The organism is Spirochaetota bacterium, from assembly GCA_026415295.1.
Lineage (GTDB): Bacteria > Spirochaetota > JAAYUW01 > JAAYUW01 > JAOAHJ01 > JAOAHJ01.
This window is the reverse complement of sequence record JAOAHJ010000003.1, coordinates 28,841-46,349: the sequence shown is the minus strand read 5'-3', so window position 1 is coordinate 46,349 and position 17,509 is coordinate 28,841. Positions and strand designations below refer to the sequence as shown.

The following is a 17,509-nucleotide window of genomic DNA, read 5'->3' as shown; positions in this document are numbered from 1 at the left end:
TAATTTAAATTTCAGGTAGTTTTTAATAAATATTTATTTTTTTTATTTATTTTACTTGACATTAATTTTTATAAAATTATATTTTTTAGGTATATTTTTTTAGGAGTATTAAGTATGAATAACACATTGTATGTAGGGAACCTTCCATATACTTATGATGAAGAAAAGTTAACCTCATTATTTAGTTCATATGGAAAGGTTACAAGTTCAAGAATTGTAAGAGACAGAGTTTCCGGAAAATCAAAAGGTTTTGGTTTTGTTGAATTTGAAAGTAGCGAAGAAGCTAACAATGCTGCTCAAGCTTTGAACAACATTGAAGTTGATGGAAGAAACATTAAAGTTAATGTTGCAAAACCAAAAGAAGAAAGAGGCCCAAGAAGATCAAGAAATAATTTTAGAAGATCCGGAAATTTTGATAGACCAAGAAGATAGTCTATAATTAAAAAAATAATAAAGCATCCTGTCTCGAACACCCCGTCTAAACGGGGTGTTTTTATTTTAAATAATATAATTTTATTAAATTTCATTTCTTATCTCTATTTATTAAGTAAATAATATTTCAAATTTTTATTCATTGTATTTGACAATTTGTCTATTTATTATAATATTTTATATGAAGTTAATTTAATTAAATGAAGGAGATGTCATGAGTGAAAACATAAAATTATTATCAAATGTTCCTCTCTTTAAACATCTTAAAGACAAAAATATTAAGATTGTATCTAATTTATTAAAAGAAAGAAATTATAAAAAAGGAGACATTATTGTAAAACAAGGGGATAGTGGAATTGGACTTTTTATTATAAAATCAGGTAAAGTTAAGATAGTTAAAAAACTTGCTGATGGAAGAGAATTAGATATTGCGGTTCATGGAGAAGGTGAATTTTTTGGTGAATTATCAGTCTTAGATGATAAACCCAGAACAGCATCTGTAATAGCTATAGAAGATTGTACTACTTTGGCTATGACACATTGGGAATTTAAGGCTTTACTTGAAGAACATCCTGAAATAGCTTTAGATATATTGCCAGTTATTGTTGAAAGATTTAGAGAAACAAATGAACAACTACTTGAACTCAAACTTAAATAATAAACAAACTTGACAATACACTTTTATTTGTTATTTTTAATTAATAAAAGGCGACGTACCCAAGTGGTTAAGGGGGCGGTCTGCAAAATCGCTATCCATCGGTTCGAATCCGATCGTCGCCTTTTTATAATTAGAATATGTTTTAACTTTTTCACTTGACATTTTAATTTTATATTTTAATTTTTAATTGTGCCGAAGTGGCGGAATTGGTAGACGCAAGGGACTTAAAATCCCTCGGTACTCTGTACCGTATCGGTTCGAGTCCGATCTTCGGCACTCTTTTTTTAAATATATCCTTCTCTTCTCATTGAAAAGAAATTATCACCTAAAATTATATGATCTAATAAATTTATCCCTATACAATCAAGAATTTCTTTTAATTTTTTAGTAAAATTTATATCCTCTACTGAAGGATTAAAATCACCTGAAGGATGATTATGAGAAACTATTAATGATGGGGTTTTATATTTTACACTTTCTAAAATTATTTCTTTAATAGATACATAAGCTAATTTTTCGTTTCCTACAGAAATTAAAGAATTACTTATTACTTTATTTTTTTGATTTAAATGAGTTATTATAACTTCTTCTCTATAACTCGAAAACTTTCCTTTTATATAATTAAAATAATCTTCAGGACTTAAAATGTAGTCTTTTTTAGGTTCTGAAATTTCATTATAAAGTAATAAAAATTCATACAATTTATTAATTTTGAACAATATCTTTAAAATTTTTTTATTATTTTTACTTTTTTTATTACCATTGTAAACAATTTTTTCTATAAAATCTTTATTAAAATTAAAACTATCTACATTTAGATATCCAAACTCCTTAACTTTTTTATCAATATAACAAATATAATTATCAAATATTTTATCATTTAACAGTTCATCATCTATGATGTCTTTTAATACATTTTTAATATACAATAAATCAACCATAAAAACTCCTTAAATCTAAACTCCTTTTCTATAATTATACTAAATATCATTTTAACTTATTTCAAAAGTATTATATAAAATTAATAATTTTAAAAATAAAATTTTTTATTGATATTAAAATAAAATATATAATAATAATTCTAAATTAAAATATTAAATATATTTAAGGATTATTTATGAGAAAAATTATAATGGAAGAGTTTAATAAAGATGATGACAATATAAATATATCAAAAAAAAACCAAAATGATCCTAACATTTATGATCTACTTATAGATAAAATAATTGAAAAAAAATCTCCTTTTTGTGTAGGACTCGATACAAATCCTCATAATATACCTGATTTTTTATTAGAAGAAACTAAATCAGAGCTATTTTTAGCAAGACAAAACTCTTTAACTTCACAGAATCAAGAATACTATATACTTTCAAACACTTTTGGTTTTAACAATATTTTGATTGGAAATTCCATATTAAAATTCAACAAAATATTAATTGATAAAATCAAAAACTATGTACCTGCAGTTAAAATACAAATTGCATTTTATGAACTAATTGGACCTTATGGTTTATATATTTTTAAAAAAACTATAGACTATGCTAAGCAAAACAATTTATTTGTTATTTCTGATATAAAAAGAAATGATATAGATTCTACTGCCAAAGCATATTCTGATGGTTTTTTATCAAATAATTTAAAAATTAAGAATTATATTGTTGAAAATTTTGACTCAAACTTTATAACCATTAATCCTTACCTAGGGAAAGATGGACTTTTACCTTTCATAGAAAATTGTTATAAATTTAATAAGGGAGTTTTTGTTCTAGCTAAAACATCTAATCCTTCATCTAGCCAAATACAAGACAAAATAATAGATGGACAAGAATTATTTAAGCATGTAATTAAAATAATAAAAGAAACTGAAAATGAACTAATAGAAAAATTAAATAAAGAAAATATTGAAACAAATATATTTTCTAATAAAAGTTATTTATTAAATTCAAAATACAACTTTTATAGAGCAGGTATTGTTGTAGGAGCTACATATCCTGAAGTTTTACAAGAACTAAGATTAAAATATCCTGATATTTTTTTTCTTATTCCAGGAATAGGAAAACAAGGCGGAAAAATTTCAGATATTAAAAAGGTTTTTAAAGACAAATATGTTGGGGCAATAATTAATGTTTCAAGATCAGTGATTTTTGCTTATTTAGAAAAAAAGACAAATCCTGAATATTTTGCAGAAGAAGCATTAAACGAAATAAAGAGGTTAAATGATGAATTTAATTCATAATAAATTAATTATTTAAACTTTATATGAACCAATTATAATAGATCTTATTAATATTAAACTAATAAAATTTATTAAAATAAATTTACCAAGAAAATATTTTAATAAATTTTTATGATCGAGATGCTCTTTTACTTATCCCTAATTTTTATTCCCTTTTTATCCTATATAATAATTTTAAATTGTATTAGTTTAAACTATCTTTTAATTGCAATATTAGTAATTATTATTTTTACTAGTTTATTTTATTTGACCGCTTTTCATATAAAAATCTTTAACAAATCAAAATTTTTATTTTTAAAATTAAGATTATTAAAAAAAAAGACTAAAAATATATTAAATTTCATACTTTTTTTAATATTTTTTCTATTTTTATCTTTTATAATATTACTTTTAGATACTTCTAAAGATAAGTTTATTAAGATCACACATTTTTTATTTGAAAAAAATAAAACTTATTTAATTAAAATTACTACACCATCCTCCGGAATTTTTAACCAACCAGAATATAAAGGAATCATTATAGGAGAAGGTTCTAAAAATAATTTTAAAAAATATAATTATAGAGTACAGATTAAAATATTTGCAAATTCTTCCAATTTACTCGATAAAAACTATTATCTAATTATAAAATTTCCAGAAAATAAAATAATTAAAATAAACCAAAATACAAATTTTGGATATATTTATTTAAGTGATCTTATAATTATTAATATTTATAAAATAGAAAATTTTAAAATTTTTAGTTATTATAATTTAAATACAAAATCAACTTACTCAAAGTTTAGAAATTTTATTTTAAAAAAAGCTAAATTTATTCTTAAAAAAATAAATCTATCTTTCTTTTTTGCATCTATAACCGGTTCAAAGATATTTTTAAATAAAAATCTTTATAATAACTATACTTTAACTGGAACATCACATATTTTAGCACTTTCAGGTCTACATTTAGGAATTGTTATTAGTTTTATAATATTATTATGTATAATTTTTAATTTAACTAGAAGTAAAATAATTATCTTTTCTTTAATTGTAAGCTTTATTTATCTGATTTTAACTGATTTTATTTATTATTCATTAATTAGAGCCTATTTAATGTTTTTTTTAATTTCATTTATCTACTTAAAAAATAAAAATTTAAATCCTTTAAAATTTCTTCCATTCCTCTTTTTTTTAAGTTTTTTATTTATCAAAAAAGAAGCTTTTTCACTTTCTTTCATCTTATCAATAACATCTATTTATGCTATTTTTATTTTATACCCTCTAATCGAAGATTCCTTAATAAAAACAAAGAATATTTTATTAATTTTATTGCAGAAAAATAAAAATGAAGAAAATAAATTAAATATTTATATTGAAAATTTTATTAATAAGATTTTAAGTTTTTTAAAACCATTTATTCTTTCAATAACAATATTATTTTTTCAAAGTCCTTTGATACTATATTATTTTAATAGAATGAATGTTTTTTCGTGGTTAATTAATCCAATTATTATTTTATTATTTACAATAAATTTTTATTTAACTACAATTTTAATTATTATTTCTATATTTAATATTTATATTTTCCCAATAAATTCATTATTAAATTCACTTTTTTATATTCAACATCTTATAGTAAGTAGATTTAGATTTATTTTTGAAAACATTAATTTAAATAACAAAGAATTTAATAAAATAAATTTAATATTAATATTTGTTTTATTATTATTAATATCCTATATTATAAAATCTATAACAACTATTAAAAATGAAAAAAAGAATACAATAAAAAAAACAATTTTTTTAAATAAAAAATAGTTTATTATTATGTAGATGATGACAAAATTTTGAAAATAACTAAAGAAATTGTCTCTTTATCATTATTATTCAGGTTGTTAAAAGCTAATGAAAAACTATTATTTTCTTTATTAACGACTGTACAATCAACTATAACTCTATTATATTTTAAAAATACATCAACCGATCTTAAAGTTTTTCCTACCCATATAAATTTTAAATCATCTTCAACATCTATTATACATTTAACACCACCTAAAGATAAATCTATTATTTTAGCTTTTATAAGTTTTTCACCTTCTTTAAAAGCAACAAAAAACCTTGATTGCTCATTTATATTAACTCTTATAAACCTTCTTCTATCATCAGGTCTTAATCCAACTTTTTGTAAAATTAGGTCAACAGTTTTTATTATATCATCATCTGATTTGGATTTTGGATAAATTCCTATCACAGTATAATTATCCCCTGTTAATTTAATGTTTTTTAATTTTATAACATCTACTTTTGTTACTCCAAGAATAAATTTCAAATTATAATCAATTCCTGAAGTTAAAGAATTAAAAAAAGCAACTGGATTATTTTCTATAGAATAAAAATCCACAAGAAAAAAGTCTATTCTTTTATTCTTTACATAATATGATAACAACTTTAAATCATCTGTTGATATAACTTCGAAACCTCTTGGAATAAAATTCGTTGTAATATACTCTACTGTTTGTGTTTTAAGACCATATAGAACAAAAGTAAGATTTCTTTCATATTTAATCTCTTTTAAACCAAGAGCAATTCTAAATAGTCCTTCATTGCTTTTAAAATCTATAACTGCAATATTTTCATAATTAAGCTCCTTATGATCCTTTGGATCTATTAGTTGTGGTATTCCTATTTTTATATTAATATTCATCTGGGAAAAATATGCAGATATTCTACCTGCCATTGTATTACTGAGTTCTGTTAAAATAGAATTTGAAAGTTTTAAATGATCATCTGAATTTTTATCTATATTTTCCTTATGTAAACCTTTCGAAAAATCCTCTTCTAGTTTATTTTTAACTCCATCTTCAAAAAATGTAATAATATCACCATTTAAATCACCACTAACACTAATCCTAATTCCAAAAGAGTTGACAGGAATTTCTTCTTTTAATAAATAAACTGAACTTTTTTTTAAATCTAAATTTGAAAATGATTTAACAGTAGCTAAAACACCTAAAGTTAAAATATTGATACTTTTACCATCAATCATAATATTTTTCTATATCTTCATTTTATTAAAATTATATTTTATATAATTTTAAATTCAATAAAAATTTATCTTTATAAAATTATAGGTTTGCCTTTCAGTTCTTTTCTGATAACTTTGATTAAAAAATTAAAATCTTTTTCTTTATTTTCAATACCCATAAATGCAACCCTAAATACTTTATTTTTCAATTCACCCTGACCATTAGCAACACTTATATTGTATTTATTATAAAGTCTCTCAACAAAACTAGTTGAATTATTCATTTCACAAACTAAAATTGAGTTTGATGGTTCATATGGATATTCAACCAATCCTATTTCTTCTTTTATAAATTTTGAAAATTTATTTCTTAAAAATATATTATTTTCAACAATATCTGGGACTCCTCTTTTTCTTATAATGATTGAGTTCAACCATAAATTATAGACATTAATGATAGGAGGAGTAAAAGGAATAAGTTTTTTTTTATAATTCTTAAGATTTATATAGTAACTTTTATTCTCAACAATCTTTTCTAAAACTCCTTTTAATAAAGAAATAAAACTTATACCTGGTAAAGAAGATAAACCTTTTTGAGAAGAAAATAATAAAACATCAATATTAAAAAAATTTTGTGAAAAATAATTGGAAAGTATATGAGAAATACCATCACATATTAAAAAGAGATTATACATTTCTTTGAGTTCCTTTATTTTATAAAGGTCAACTCCTATACCTGTTGATGTTTCTGTAGCTTGAAATAAAAGATGTGTATATGGCTTACCTTTTTTAATATTCTCTTCAATTTTAGCTTTAACTAATTGGTAATCAACTCTTCTATTAGCAAAGAAAGATAATTTGTCATGTTTAATATTTTTTAATTCTAATATTTCAGAAAATCTATCCCCAAATTTACCACAACTCAATACAAGTGGATTTGAATTACAGTCTATAAAATTATCTATAGATGCTTCCATTGCAAGAGTTCCTGATCCATAAATAACAAATATTTCTCCATTTGGGTTATCTATTATAAGTTTTAAATTCTCAATTAAATCGAAATAAATAAATTCAAAATCAGGATTTCTTTGAGATATGATAGGAAAATTAAAACATTTTTTTGAAAATTTAGAAATTTTAACTGGTCCTGGTAAAAAATTAAAATGTTTTTTTTTAAATTTAAAAAAAATCTCTTTCATAAAAAATTTTTATTATTCCCATTCTATTGTTGCAGGAGGTTTTGAGGTTATATCATATACAACTCTATTTATTCCAGCCACTTTATTTACTATTGAAGAAGAAATATTATCTAAAACATCATGAGGAATTTTAAACCAATCTGCTGTCATTCCATCAACAGATGAAACTGCTCTAATAGCACATACATATTCATATGTTCTTTCATCACCCATAACACCAACACTTTTTATAGGCAATAAAACTGCAAAAAGTTGCCAGATACTTTTATCTATATCTTCATATTTAGAAATTATATCTCTCAATATAAAATCAGCTTCCCTAAGTATTTCAAGCCTCTCCTTTGTAACTTCACCAATTATTCTAATTGCAAGTCCAGGACCAGGAAAAGGTTTTCTTGTTAAAAATTTATCTGGAATACCTAAATATTTCCCAACTTTTCTAACTTCATCTTTAAATAGCTCTCTTAAAGGCTCTACAAGTTTAAAATTCATATTTTTAGGAAGTCCACCTACATTGTGGTGTGTTTTTATTGTAGAAGATGGCCCTTTGTAAGAAATAGATTCTATAACATCTGGGTAAAGAGTACCTTGAGCTAAGTACTTTATCCCACCTATTTTTTTTGCTTCTTTTGTAAAAAGCTCAATAAATAGTTTTCCAATTAACTTTCTCTTTTTTTCAGGATCTATAACTCCTTTCAGAGATTTTAAGAATAATTTTTCAGCATAAATAGTCTTAAAACTATTTCCAAATATTTTGGAAAAGAATTCAACAATTTCATTTGTTTCATTTTTTCTCATCAAACCAGTATCAATATATACGAGAATCAATTTTTCACCTATTGCTTCTCTCAATAGAAATGCAACTACTGTCGAATCAACTCCTCCTGAAAGGGCTAAAATAACTTTTTCATTTCCTACTTCTTCCCTAATTTTTTGAATTTCTCTTTTAACAAATAACTCTTCATTCCAATCAACTTTAACAGAAGAAATCTCTTTTAAAAAATTCAACAATATTTGCTGACCATATTCTGTATGGTATACCTCTGGATGAAACTGCACACAATAAATATTTTTATATTTAAATGCAGCATAGGGTGTTGAATCTGTATATGCTAAAACTTCAGAATTTACAGGTGGTTTTACAACAGAATCACCATGACTCATCCAAACATTAAAACTTGATGGTAAATCCTTAAATAGTTTCTCCTTATTTGAAATAAATATTTTTGCTTTACCATACTCTTTAATTTGAGCTTTAGTTACTTCCCCACCAAAATTATATGTAACAAGTTGCATTCCGTAACATATTGCTAAAATATTGATGTTTTCAGTTTTCTTGAAAAATTCCCTATTTAACTTCGGGGAATCCTTATTATATACTGAATAAGGTGAACCAGAAAGAATTATTGCTGCTGGATTTTTAGAAATAAGTTCTTCCCACTTATTAAAAGGATATATTTCACTATAAAAACCAAGCTCTCTTATTCTTCTACAAATTAACATTGTATATTGAGAACCAAAATCAAGTATTCCTATCATTATTAAACCTATATATTTTTTTTGAAAATATTAATAAATAATTTTTTTTCAATATAAAAATATAAAAGAAACCTTCAGCATTTATAAACAACTATTCACCAAAAATTTCTTTTCTTAAAGCAAGATAGCCTTTGGTCCAAACTAGATTTTCACCTGATTCCTTTTTCCATTCATATAATCTATAATCTTCAACTATTTCAGAGGGATTAAACCATAACTTTACTTCATATTCTGCTTTATCAGAATATGATGCATGAATGACATTTTCAAACCTAACAAGGGTGTGCCCTTTTATAATTATTTCATTTCCATTATCATCAGTAACGATTACATTTTTACCATATTTTTGTCTAATCGTAGTTATTTTTTTCCTTCCATCTTTATCCATTGGATTTGTCTTTCCTGCAAGATCTCTTATCTTAGTACAAGCATCTTCACCATAATAACAAAAAGCATAAATAAAATTAAAATTATGATACTTCCCCATCATATAATTAATAATATCATTGAAAAAAGGCTTATTTCTATGCTCAAAATAATGGTTTTTTAAAAGCTCAATATTTGGTTTAACAACCTTTGAACCCACTAAAATTATATCCAACATATCAAGATGTGATAAAATTTCTCCTGTTAAAGATAATTCTACCCCATCTGGCTTAATTAATACAAGAGATAACTCCTTCATAAATATCCTCTGTTAAATATAAATTATATATTTTTGAAAATAATATCTATATTTTTTAATTTTGATCTTCACAAATTTCTTTAAATTTTTCACAATGGGGTAAAAGATTAAATATTATTTTTGCTATAACTTCTTCCTCTCTATGAGTAACATTATTAAATAAAATAGAAAACTCCCTGCCTATAACATTTATAATTGTACAATCAAAAATCAAATGGTTATAATTTAGAAACAATTCTACATTATTAATAATATCGCCAGATTTTAATAAAGAGCTATCTTTTTCATTATCAAAAGATATCTTTGCCCCAACAAGTGATAAATCAAGAATCCTACCCTTTATTAAAACATTTTCTTTATAAAATGAAACAAAATATCTTCTATCATCCTTTATTTTAACCCTTATATATCTTCTTTTTTCATTTATTCTTATTCCACAATCTTCTATTAATTTGTTTATATAAGTGTTAATTTCATTTAAATCCTGATTTTTTAAAAAAACACCTAAGATTTGTGAATAAGGAGAAAAATAGTTAATATTTTTTATCTTAATAAGATCATTTTTAGTGCAAGCTATTATATAATTTAAAAAATAGTCAATTTTATCAGAAAGAATCTCAAGACATTTTACAATATGGTTTTCAATTAAATTATAATCTATTATACACAAATTTATTTTAATACTTCTTATTATTTTTGAAGCATCCTTAAGGTTTTGGCTATACAAAACTGTAATCCCTTTTTTAATCCAATTAACTATAAATTCATTTGTAAAATTTTTATCAAACCCAACTAATAAAAAATTTATATCCTCTGATTCATAAATTCTATTTATACCAAAATGAACAACCATTTCCCCAAAATGAGTATTAAAAATAATGGATAGTACTTTCTGATAATATAAATACTTTACATTTTTAACTTCTTCTGGTGTTGATATATCAAGATTTATATTACTTTTACCTAAATAATTAATAATATTTGCACCTAAAAGGTTTAAAAGTTCAATTATAATAGAATCATCGAGGATACCATTTATATTTTCAGTATAAGGAAGCAGAGAAGAAATTTCATTTGCAATTGCTTTTTTTAAATTACTATTAAAAAAGACTATTAGATCAGCATTTAAACTCCCTTTAATATTTATTTTAAACATATTTTCAACAACTGGTATTTCATTTTTAACAATTAATACTGATTTTATAGTAAGTTTGAGTTTCGGTGATTTTTTAAAAATTTCATCAAAAGAAAGAAATAATATTTTTAATAAAATTTTTTCTTCTTCCATAAATTATATTAATAATTTATTAAATAATATCTAAAAATAATATTTACAAATTTTACTTAAAATATTATTTAATCTAAATATATTAGAATAATTAACAAATTCTTTATTTAATAATCATTTAAAATTTTCTTTTGTCAATATAATTTTATCATTAAAATTTAATATAAACAAATAGTTTTATTTTTTTGTTTTTTTAATAATCTTGATTAATTATTTTTTTAAATTAATTTTACATAAATACACTTTACAAGGAAATAAAATGAAAATAAATAAACTCATTAAAAAATTAGATATAAATTATAAACTTGTTGATGAATGCAGAGAATTTTCAAAAAAAATTGTAGATGAAGTTTTTGAATTTATAAAAGATAGGACAACAGTTACAGTTGAAAGAGCAGTTTTAAGACTATTTGGGGTAGAGTGGTTTGATCAAAATAATGAATTGCCTTATGTAAATGTTATAGTAGAAAAACTTAAAAATTCAAACTTACTTTCAAAAGGAGCAACCTATATTATATTTAATATAATGATTCTTAAAAATATAGATTTAAAAGAAGCTTGTGAACTAATAATAAAAGAAAAAATAAATTTAAAAGAACTTCAAATATTACCAAAAGAAATAGTTTATAAAAAAGCAATAGAATATGCTAAAGAAAAATCACAATTAATAAAAAACAATGTAAATAAAAGAAATGAGCTTATTGAGAAATTAGGGGAAGGAAAACCACCATATCTATATCTTATTGTTGCAACTGGAAATATTTTTGAAGATGTTATTCAAGCCCAAAATGCTGCAAGAGCTGGAGCAGATATTATTGCTGTTATTAGATCAACTGCTCAATCTTTACTTGATTATGTACCACATGGTGCTACAACTGAAGGATTTGGCGGTACTTATGCAACTCAGGAAAATTTTAAGATTATGAGAAAAGCTCTTGATGAAGTTTCATTTGAGATAAAAAAATATATAAGACTTGTAAATTATTGTTCTGGGCTTTGTATGCCAGAAATTGCTGCTTTAGGAGCTATTGAAAGATTAGATGTTATGTTAAATGATTCTATGTATGGTATACTTTTTAGAGATATTAACATGCAAAGAACCTTTATAGATCAATATTTTTCAAGAATGATAAATTCTTATGCTGACATTGTTATAAACACTGGTGAAGATAATTATTTAACAACATCTGATGCTTTTGAAAAGGCCCATACTGTCGTTGCTTCCCAGTTTATAAATGAAAGATTTGCCATGAAAGCTTTAATGCCTAAAAAGTTAATGGGTCTTGGACATGCTTTCGAAATAGATCCTTCCATCCCAAATCAGTTTTTATATGAACTTGCACAAGCTCAACTTATTAAACAAATATTCCCTGATCATCCTTTAAAATATATGCCTCCAACCAAATACATGACAGGAAATATATTTAAAGGTCATGTTCAAGATGCTCTTTTTAATGCTGTTTCTATAATGAGTGGTCAGACTATACATCTTTTAGGGATGCTAACAGAAGCAATACATACTCCTTTTATGATGGATAGACATTTATCAATAGAAAATGCTAAACTTGTATTCAATATTATGGAAAACTTTTATGATGAAATAGAATATAAAAAAGATGGAATTATTCAAAAAAGAGCAGAAGAAGTATTAGAAAATACACATAAAATGCTTAAAGAAGTTTCAGATATAGGTCTTATGAATGCTATAGAAAAGGGCATGTTTGCAGACATTAAAAGAACAAAAACTGGTGGCAAAGGTTTTGATGGAGTATTACTTAAAGATAAAGATTATTTTAATCCCTTTGAAGAAATTTTTTCAAAAGAATTAAAAGAAAAATATAAAGACCTTGATCAATAAACATCATTCAAAATAAAAGGGGTTTAATTATGGAATTTAATAATAATTTAGAAGGAAAAGTAAAAAAAATAAATCTTAAAGCTATCAAACCATATGGTGATACATTAGATGATGGCAAAATGCAACTTTCATTTACTCTTCCAGTACCTAAGAGTCCTGAAGGAAATGAAGCTGCAAAAAAACTTCTTGAATCTATAGGTTTTACAAATGTTTTAATTACACATTCAGATGCTATGGGTGATAATTTTAGTTTTTATGTTGCTTATGCTTCAGTTGATAAAACTATTGATTTTACTAAAATTTCCGTTCCAAGAGCTACAAACCAGACATGGGAAAAGGAAAAAATAATTAACTTTATTGAAAATAAAATCAAAAGAAAAATAGTTGTCGTCGGAGCTTGCATTGAATCTGATGCACACACAGTTGGCATCGATGCAATACTTAATATGAAAGGAATAGCTGGTCATAAAGGGCTTGAATCTTACCATTGGTTTGATGTTTACAATATGGGAGCTCAAGTTTTATGTGAAGATCTTATTAAAAAAGCCCATGAAGTAAAAGCTGATGCAATATTAGTTTCTCAAATTGTTACACAAAAAGATATTCATATTAAAAATTTAACAAGACTTGTAGAACTATTAAATGCTGAAAATATTAGAAAAGATATTATATTAATAGCTGGTGGGCCAAGAATAACACATGAATTAGCAATTGAGCTAGGATATGATGCAGGGTTTGGTGCTCATACTTTCCCCGAAGATGTTGCTACTTTTATTGTACAACAAGTAGCAAAAAAATTAAATATTTTATAAAATAAATTATTTTGAAAAAATTATGGAAAATTTTTATAAATTAATTAAGAATTCTTATAAATTATTTATTATCTCTTTTATATTAATAATTATAATTCCTAATTTATCAAGTAATTCTAGTGAATCTATATTTTTTTCACCTTTTCCTAATTCAACTCTATTACCCCCACAAACTAAAAACTTTCATTTTTCTATAAATACTAAAATTAAAACAGTATGTGCATATTCTGTGAATGAGTTATTGCCTTTTGAAAAAATGAATCCTTTCAATGAAAAACAACCATCTTTTTTGCATACAGTTACTATAAATGGAATAAATCCTGATCCTACCTATATTAATAAAATATATATAAGAACAAAAGATAATAATGAACTTTTAGTTTTAAATTACAGATGTACAACAAATTTTAATCACTCTTTCCCTAGAATTGGTAACTTATGGGGTGGATGGAACTTTGAATCAATTGAAGAAATGGCAAAATCTGGTATAAAATTATGGCTTGGTTTACATTATGAAAAAGAAGATCTTTTAAAATTAAAAAAACTTTCTCCTGACTCTATTATTTTAACTTCTATAAATGCTATTGAGGAAGCTGATTTACCTGAAGATTTTTATTTACATTCACCAGATGGTAAGAGAGTAGAGGTGTGGCCAGGTTCCTATAGATTAAATTTAACAAAAGAAAAAGTTTGGAAATATTTAGCAGAACTAGCATACAATCTTATCTTAGACTCAGATCTTTTATATGATGGTATATTTTTTGACAATGTAATGACTACTCAATCATGGCTAAACGAAGATATCTATTACAATTCTTTCTCAATAGATGCAAATGAAGATGGAAAACCTGATGATCCCGATGAATTTGATAAAAAGTGGAAGGAAGGAGTAATTAATGAAATATTATATTTTAAGAAACTAGTCCCTGGTGCTATTATATCAGGTCATAGTATTGATGGTTCTATTGAAGAATTTTATAAAGTTTTTAATGGAAAAAGTTTTGGATTTTACATTGCAAATGTCCTCGAAAATCAAATGGATTTTGAAGAATTAATTTCTCATTATCAAAAATGGGAATCAATCGCTAAAGAACCTCAAATAATTATGTTCGAGGGTTCTCCAAATGATGAGATTGCATATGGGTACGGATATGAACCACAAAAAAATATGCCAGAAGCAACTCTTAAATTTGCCCAATCCTATTATAAATTTATGAGATTTGGCTTATGTTTTACACTTCTTGGAAATGGATATTATGCTTATGAGATTGGAGATACATATCATGGTAATAATTGGCTTTACGATGAATATTATTCAGATCTTGGTTTCCCAGAAAATAAATTCTATGAAATTCCTATAAAAGATATTCCATATAATAATATTATTCCAGAAGGAAATTTTGAAAATACTGATAATTTAGGTTTATTTAGAAGTTGGGTAGATGAAGCAAATGGTTATAAAGCCAAGTTATCTTATGAAAAAATTGGTAACAACACATATGCTAAAATAGAGGTAAAAAAAGGTGGTGCTGACTCCTGGAGAATTGATTTTGGAAGACATAGAGTAAAATTAATGCCAGGTAAAAGATATGAATTAAGATTTAAAGCTTTTTCTAAAAGTAAAGCAACAATTAATGTTATTTCAATTCAGGATAAAGAACCATGGAACTACTATGGTTTAAATGAATCATTTGAACTTGATAATAATATTAAATCTTTTAGTTTTAAATTTAAAGTAAAAAATCCTGAAAATAAAACAATAATAAATGATTGTAGAATTATATTTTTATTAGGGGAAAAAGAAAATACTTATTACTTCGATGATATTGAGCTTTTCGAAATTTCTGATTCAATATTGGCTAGAGATTTTTCAAATGGGATTGTTTTATTAAATCCAAATAATTATGAAGTAAATATTAAATTAAATAAAAAATTCAAAAAATTAATGGGAAATCAAGCTCCTAAATATCAAATAATAATTGATAATATTGATAAAAACTTAAAAATTTTAAATACATGGATTTTAAAAACTATAGATTCTGGTTTATGGAAAGTCTCTGGACCTTTTTTTCATGATTGGTCTGATAATTGTTATATATCTTCAAAAAATAATGCAACTGCACAATTTTCTTTTATTGCTCCTGAAAAAGATAATTATACAATTTATATATGGTGGCCAATTAAATCTCATAAGTTATTTTCACATTGTAAAAATGTCAAATGGCAAATAATAGTTAACAATAATTTATTAGTCAGTGGGACAATAGATCAAACAAAGTATGGAGATCAGTGGGTAAAACTAACCAAGCTAAAATTAGATAAAAATGATAATGTTATTATACAGTTATCTAAAAATGATTCTCTAAATACATATATAATAGTTGATGCTCTTTTAATTGAATCAGATCTAAGATACAATGATGGAGCAATAGTAGATTATATAAGTTTATTTCCTTTGGATGGAATAATACTTAAAAAATATTAAGAATTATTTTTATAAAATACTAATTAAATTAAACTGTAAAATTAAATTATAAATCTAATCTTTAACTATCTTTATGAAATTCTTTTTGCCAGCTTTTATAACTTTTTCTTCACCTTTATTTAGTTTCAAAACATAATCAAAACTACTTACTCTCTCTCCGTCTATAGTAACACCACCTTGAGTTATCAATCTTTTAGCTTCACTTAAAGATGGAACAAAATCCAATTCTTTTAGAAGTTCAATTAATTTTTTCTCTTCTTTTAATTTATATATATTAATATCTTGAGGTACTTCTTTTTTAGAAAAAACCCTTATAAACTCTTCTTCTTCTCTTTCGGCTTCTTCTTTTGTGTGATATAGCTCAACTAAACTTTTAGCAATCTTTATTTTAACATCTCTTGGGTTTATTTTCCCTTCTTTTAATAAGTTTTCATAATATTCTATTTCTTCATAACTCATATTTGAAGCATATTTCATATAATTTATAATCAAATCATCAGAAATAGACATAACTTTTCCAAACTTTTCCTTAGGAGATGATAAAATAGGAATCACATTACCTAGTGATTTACTCATTTTAATTCCATTTGTTCCCATAAGTAATGGCAACAAAACAGCAACTTGTGGTTCCATATTCATATCTCTCATTAAATCTCTTCCACATAAAATGTTAAATTTTTGGTCAGTACCACCTAATTCAACATCAGCTTTAATTGCAACAGAATCATAAGCTTGAAGCATAGGATAAAGTATTTCATGGAGAGATAGTCTATTACCTTCTTCAAGCCTTTTTTTAAATGTTTCGTGTGTCAACATTTGAGCAACCGAAAAATAGGAAGCAGTTCTAATGACTTTGTAAAGATCAAAATCATTAAACCATTCAGATTGATAATGAACCTCTGCTCTATCTTCTCTTACAACTTTAAATATTTGTTCAGTATAGCTTTTAGCATTTTCTCTAACTTCTTCTGGAGTTAAAGGAGGCCTTTCAGAATTTCTACCTGTTGGATCTCCAATTCTTGCTGTATAATCTCCAATGATTAAAACTGCTATATGCCCTAAATCTTGAAACTCTCTTAACTTTCTATATGGAACCATATGTCCAATATGAACATAAGGACTTGTTGGGTCAATACCAATTTTAACTCTTAATGGTTTATTATTTTTAATAGAATTAAATATTTTCTTTTCAAGTTCTTCAACTGGCACTATTTCTTCAGTATTCCTGGTAATAACTTCAAGTTGTTTTTTAACTTCAATTTTCAATTTTTCATCCATAAAAACCTTCCACTAAAATAGTAAAAATAGAAAAT

Annotated in this window: 14 protein-coding genes and 2 tRNA genes; 9 read left to right on the top strand and 7 right to left on the bottom strand. The window is 24.2% G+C overall.

The annotated features are described in order from the left end of the window. Positions 1-114 precede the first annotated feature (114 nt). The 4 genes from N3A58_00590 (at position 115) to N3A58_00575 (ending at position 1,366) form a co-directional block, all read left to right on the top strand. Positions 115-432 carry an RNA-binding protein gene (locus tag N3A58_00590; protein ID MCX8057896.1) on the top strand — a complete coding sequence of 106 codons (318 nt, stop codon included), beginning with the start codon at positions 115-117 and terminating at the stop codon, positions 430-432. 214 nt (positions 433-646) lie between these two features. Next, positions 647-1,090 (top strand): cyclic nucleotide-binding domain-containing protein, encoded by a 444-nt coding sequence (locus N3A58_00585; protein ID MCX8057895.1) that lies wholly within the window; start codon positions 647-649, stop codon positions 1,088-1,090. Between the two features lie 49 nt (positions 1,091-1,139). After that, a tRNA-Cys gene (locus tag N3A58_00580) sits at positions 1,140-1,212 on the top strand. 69 nt (positions 1,213-1,281) lie between these two features. Continuing rightward, a tRNA-Leu gene (locus N3A58_00575) sits at positions 1,282-1,366 on the top strand. Positions 1,367-1,374: 8 nt separating this feature from the next. Here N3A58_00575 and N3A58_00570 read toward each other — a convergent pair. Continuing rightward, positions 1,375-2,031 (bottom strand): hypothetical protein, encoded by a 657-nt coding sequence (locus N3A58_00570; GenBank protein MCX8057894.1) that lies wholly within the window; start codon positions 2,029-2,031, stop codon positions 1,375-1,377. Between the two features lie 176 nt (positions 2,032-2,207). Between N3A58_00570 and pyrF the strand changes: the two genes are divergently transcribed. Both pyrF and N3A58_00560 read left to right on the top strand, forming a co-directional pair. Continuing rightward, positions 2,208-3,326 (top strand): orotidine-5'-phosphate decarboxylase, encoded by a 1,119-nt coding sequence (pyrF, locus tag N3A58_00565; GenBank protein ID MCX8057893.1) that lies wholly within the window; start codon positions 2,208-2,210, stop codon positions 3,324-3,326. Positions 3,327-3,572: 246 nt separating this feature from the next. Then, positions 3,573-5,123 (top strand): ComEC/Rec2 family competence protein, encoded by a 1,551-nt coding sequence (locus N3A58_00560; protein MCX8057892.1) that lies wholly within the window; start codon positions 3,573-3,575, stop codon positions 5,121-5,123. 7 nt (positions 5,124-5,130) lie between these two features. Here the strand turns inward: N3A58_00560 and N3A58_00555 are convergent, their stop codons facing one another. The 5 genes from N3A58_00555 to N3A58_00535 form a co-directional block, all read right to left on the bottom strand. After that, positions 5,131-6,351, bottom strand: a complete 1,221-nt coding sequence (locus N3A58_00555; GenBank protein MCX8057891.1) for a PilZ domain-containing protein — start codon at positions 6,349-6,351, stop codon at positions 5,131-5,133. A gap of 71 nt (positions 6,352-6,422) precedes the next feature. Next, positions 6,423-7,529: an aminotransferase class V-fold PLP-dependent enzyme gene (locus tag N3A58_00550; protein MCX8057890.1), complete on the bottom strand. Its 1,107-nt coding sequence runs from the start codon at positions 7,527-7,529 to the stop codon at positions 6,423-6,425. Positions 7,530-7,541: 12 nt separating this feature from the next. Next, on the bottom strand, positions 7,542-9,068 hold the full coding sequence (gene guaA, locus N3A58_00545; protein ID MCX8057889.1) for a glutamine-hydrolyzing GMP synthase: 1,527 nt from the start codon (positions 9,066-9,068) through the stop codon (positions 7,542-7,544). Positions 9,069-9,159: 91 nt separating this feature from the next. Continuing rightward, positions 9,160-9,753, bottom strand: a complete 594-nt coding sequence (locus N3A58_00540) for a nucleoside-diphosphate kinase (protein MCX8057888.1) — start codon at positions 9,751-9,753, stop codon at positions 9,160-9,162. 55 nt (positions 9,754-9,808) lie between these two features. Next, positions 9,809-11,041, bottom strand: a complete 1,233-nt coding sequence (locus N3A58_00535) for a PilZ domain-containing protein (protein ID MCX8057887.1) — start codon at positions 11,039-11,041, stop codon at positions 9,809-9,811. A 259-nt stretch (positions 11,042-11,300) separates the two neighbouring features. On the opposite strand from N3A58_00535, the gene N3A58_00530 reads away from it, so the two are divergent. From N3A58_00530 to N3A58_00520, 3 genes are read left to right on the top strand one after another with little or no spacing between them, the layout of a single operon-like run. Further along, complete coding sequence (locus N3A58_00530) at positions 11,301-12,899, top strand: lysine 5,6-aminomutase subunit alpha (GenBank protein MCX8057886.1); 1,599 nt, start codon at positions 11,301-11,303, stop codon at positions 12,897-12,899. 29 nt (positions 12,900-12,928) lie between these two features. Continuing rightward, positions 12,929-13,711, top strand: coding sequence for a cobalamin-dependent protein (locus tag N3A58_00525; protein ID MCX8057885.1), 783 nt, complete (start codon positions 12,929-12,931; stop codon positions 13,709-13,711). Between the two features lie 22 nt (positions 13,712-13,733). Beyond that, a complete protein-coding gene (locus N3A58_00520) occupies positions 13,734-16,196 on the top strand; it encodes a putative glycoside hydrolase (GenBank protein ID MCX8057884.1) in 2,463 nt (820 codons plus the stop codon). Between the two features lie 54 nt (positions 16,197-16,250). Here N3A58_00520 and tyrS read toward each other — a convergent pair whose 3' ends face one another. Further along, positions 16,251-17,474: a tyrosine--tRNA ligase gene (tyrS, locus tag N3A58_00515; GenBank protein MCX8057883.1), complete on the bottom strand. Its 1,224-nt coding sequence runs from the start codon at positions 17,472-17,474 to the stop codon at positions 16,251-16,253. Positions 17,475-17,509: the final 35 nt, after the last annotated feature.

Bases quoted from the DNA above. Each gene is read 5' to 3' on its own strand.
- N3A58_00590 (MCX8057896.1), top strand. From the start codon at position 115: ATGAATAACACATTGTATGTAGGGAACCTTCCATATACTTATGATGAA.
- N3A58_00585 (MCX8057895.1), top strand. From the start codon at position 647: ATGAGTGAAAACATAAAATTATTATCAAATGTTCCTCTCTTTAAACAT.
- N3A58_00570 (MCX8057894.1), bottom strand. From the start codon at position 2,031: ATGGTTGATTTATTGTATATTAAAAATGTATTAAAAGACATCATAGAT.
- pyrF (MCX8057893.1), top strand. From the start codon at position 2,208: ATGAGAAAAATTATAATGGAAGAGTTTAATAAAGATGATGACAATATA.
- N3A58_00555 (MCX8057891.1), bottom strand. From the start codon at position 6,351: ATGATTGATGGTAAAAGTATCAATATTTTAACTTTAGGTGTTTTAGCT.
- N3A58_00550 (MCX8057890.1), bottom strand. From the start codon at position 7,529: ATGAAAGAGATTTTTTTTAAATTTAAAAAAAAACATTTTAATTTTTTA.
- guaA (MCX8057889.1), bottom strand. From the start codon at position 9,068: ATGATAGGAATACTTGATTTTGGTTCTCAATATACAATGTTAATTTGT.
- N3A58_00540 (MCX8057888.1), bottom strand. From the start codon at position 9,753: ATGAAGGAGTTATCTCTTGTATTAATTAAGCCAGATGGGGTAGAATTA.
- N3A58_00535 (MCX8057887.1), bottom strand. From the start codon at position 11,041: ATGGAAGAAGAAAAAATTTTATTAAAAATATTATTTCTTTCTTTTGAT.
- N3A58_00530 (MCX8057886.1), top strand. From the start codon at position 11,301: ATGAAAATAAATAAACTCATTAAAAAATTAGATATAAATTATAAACTT.
- N3A58_00525 (MCX8057885.1), top strand. From the start codon at position 12,929: ATGGAATTTAATAATAATTTAGAAGGAAAAGTAAAAAAAATAAATCTT.
- N3A58_00520 (MCX8057884.1), top strand. From the start codon at position 13,734: ATGGAAAATTTTTATAAATTAATTAAGAATTCTTATAAATTATTTATT.
- tyrS (MCX8057883.1), bottom strand. From the start codon at position 17,474: ATGGATGAAAAATTGAAAATTGAAGTTAAAAAACAACTTGAAGTTATT.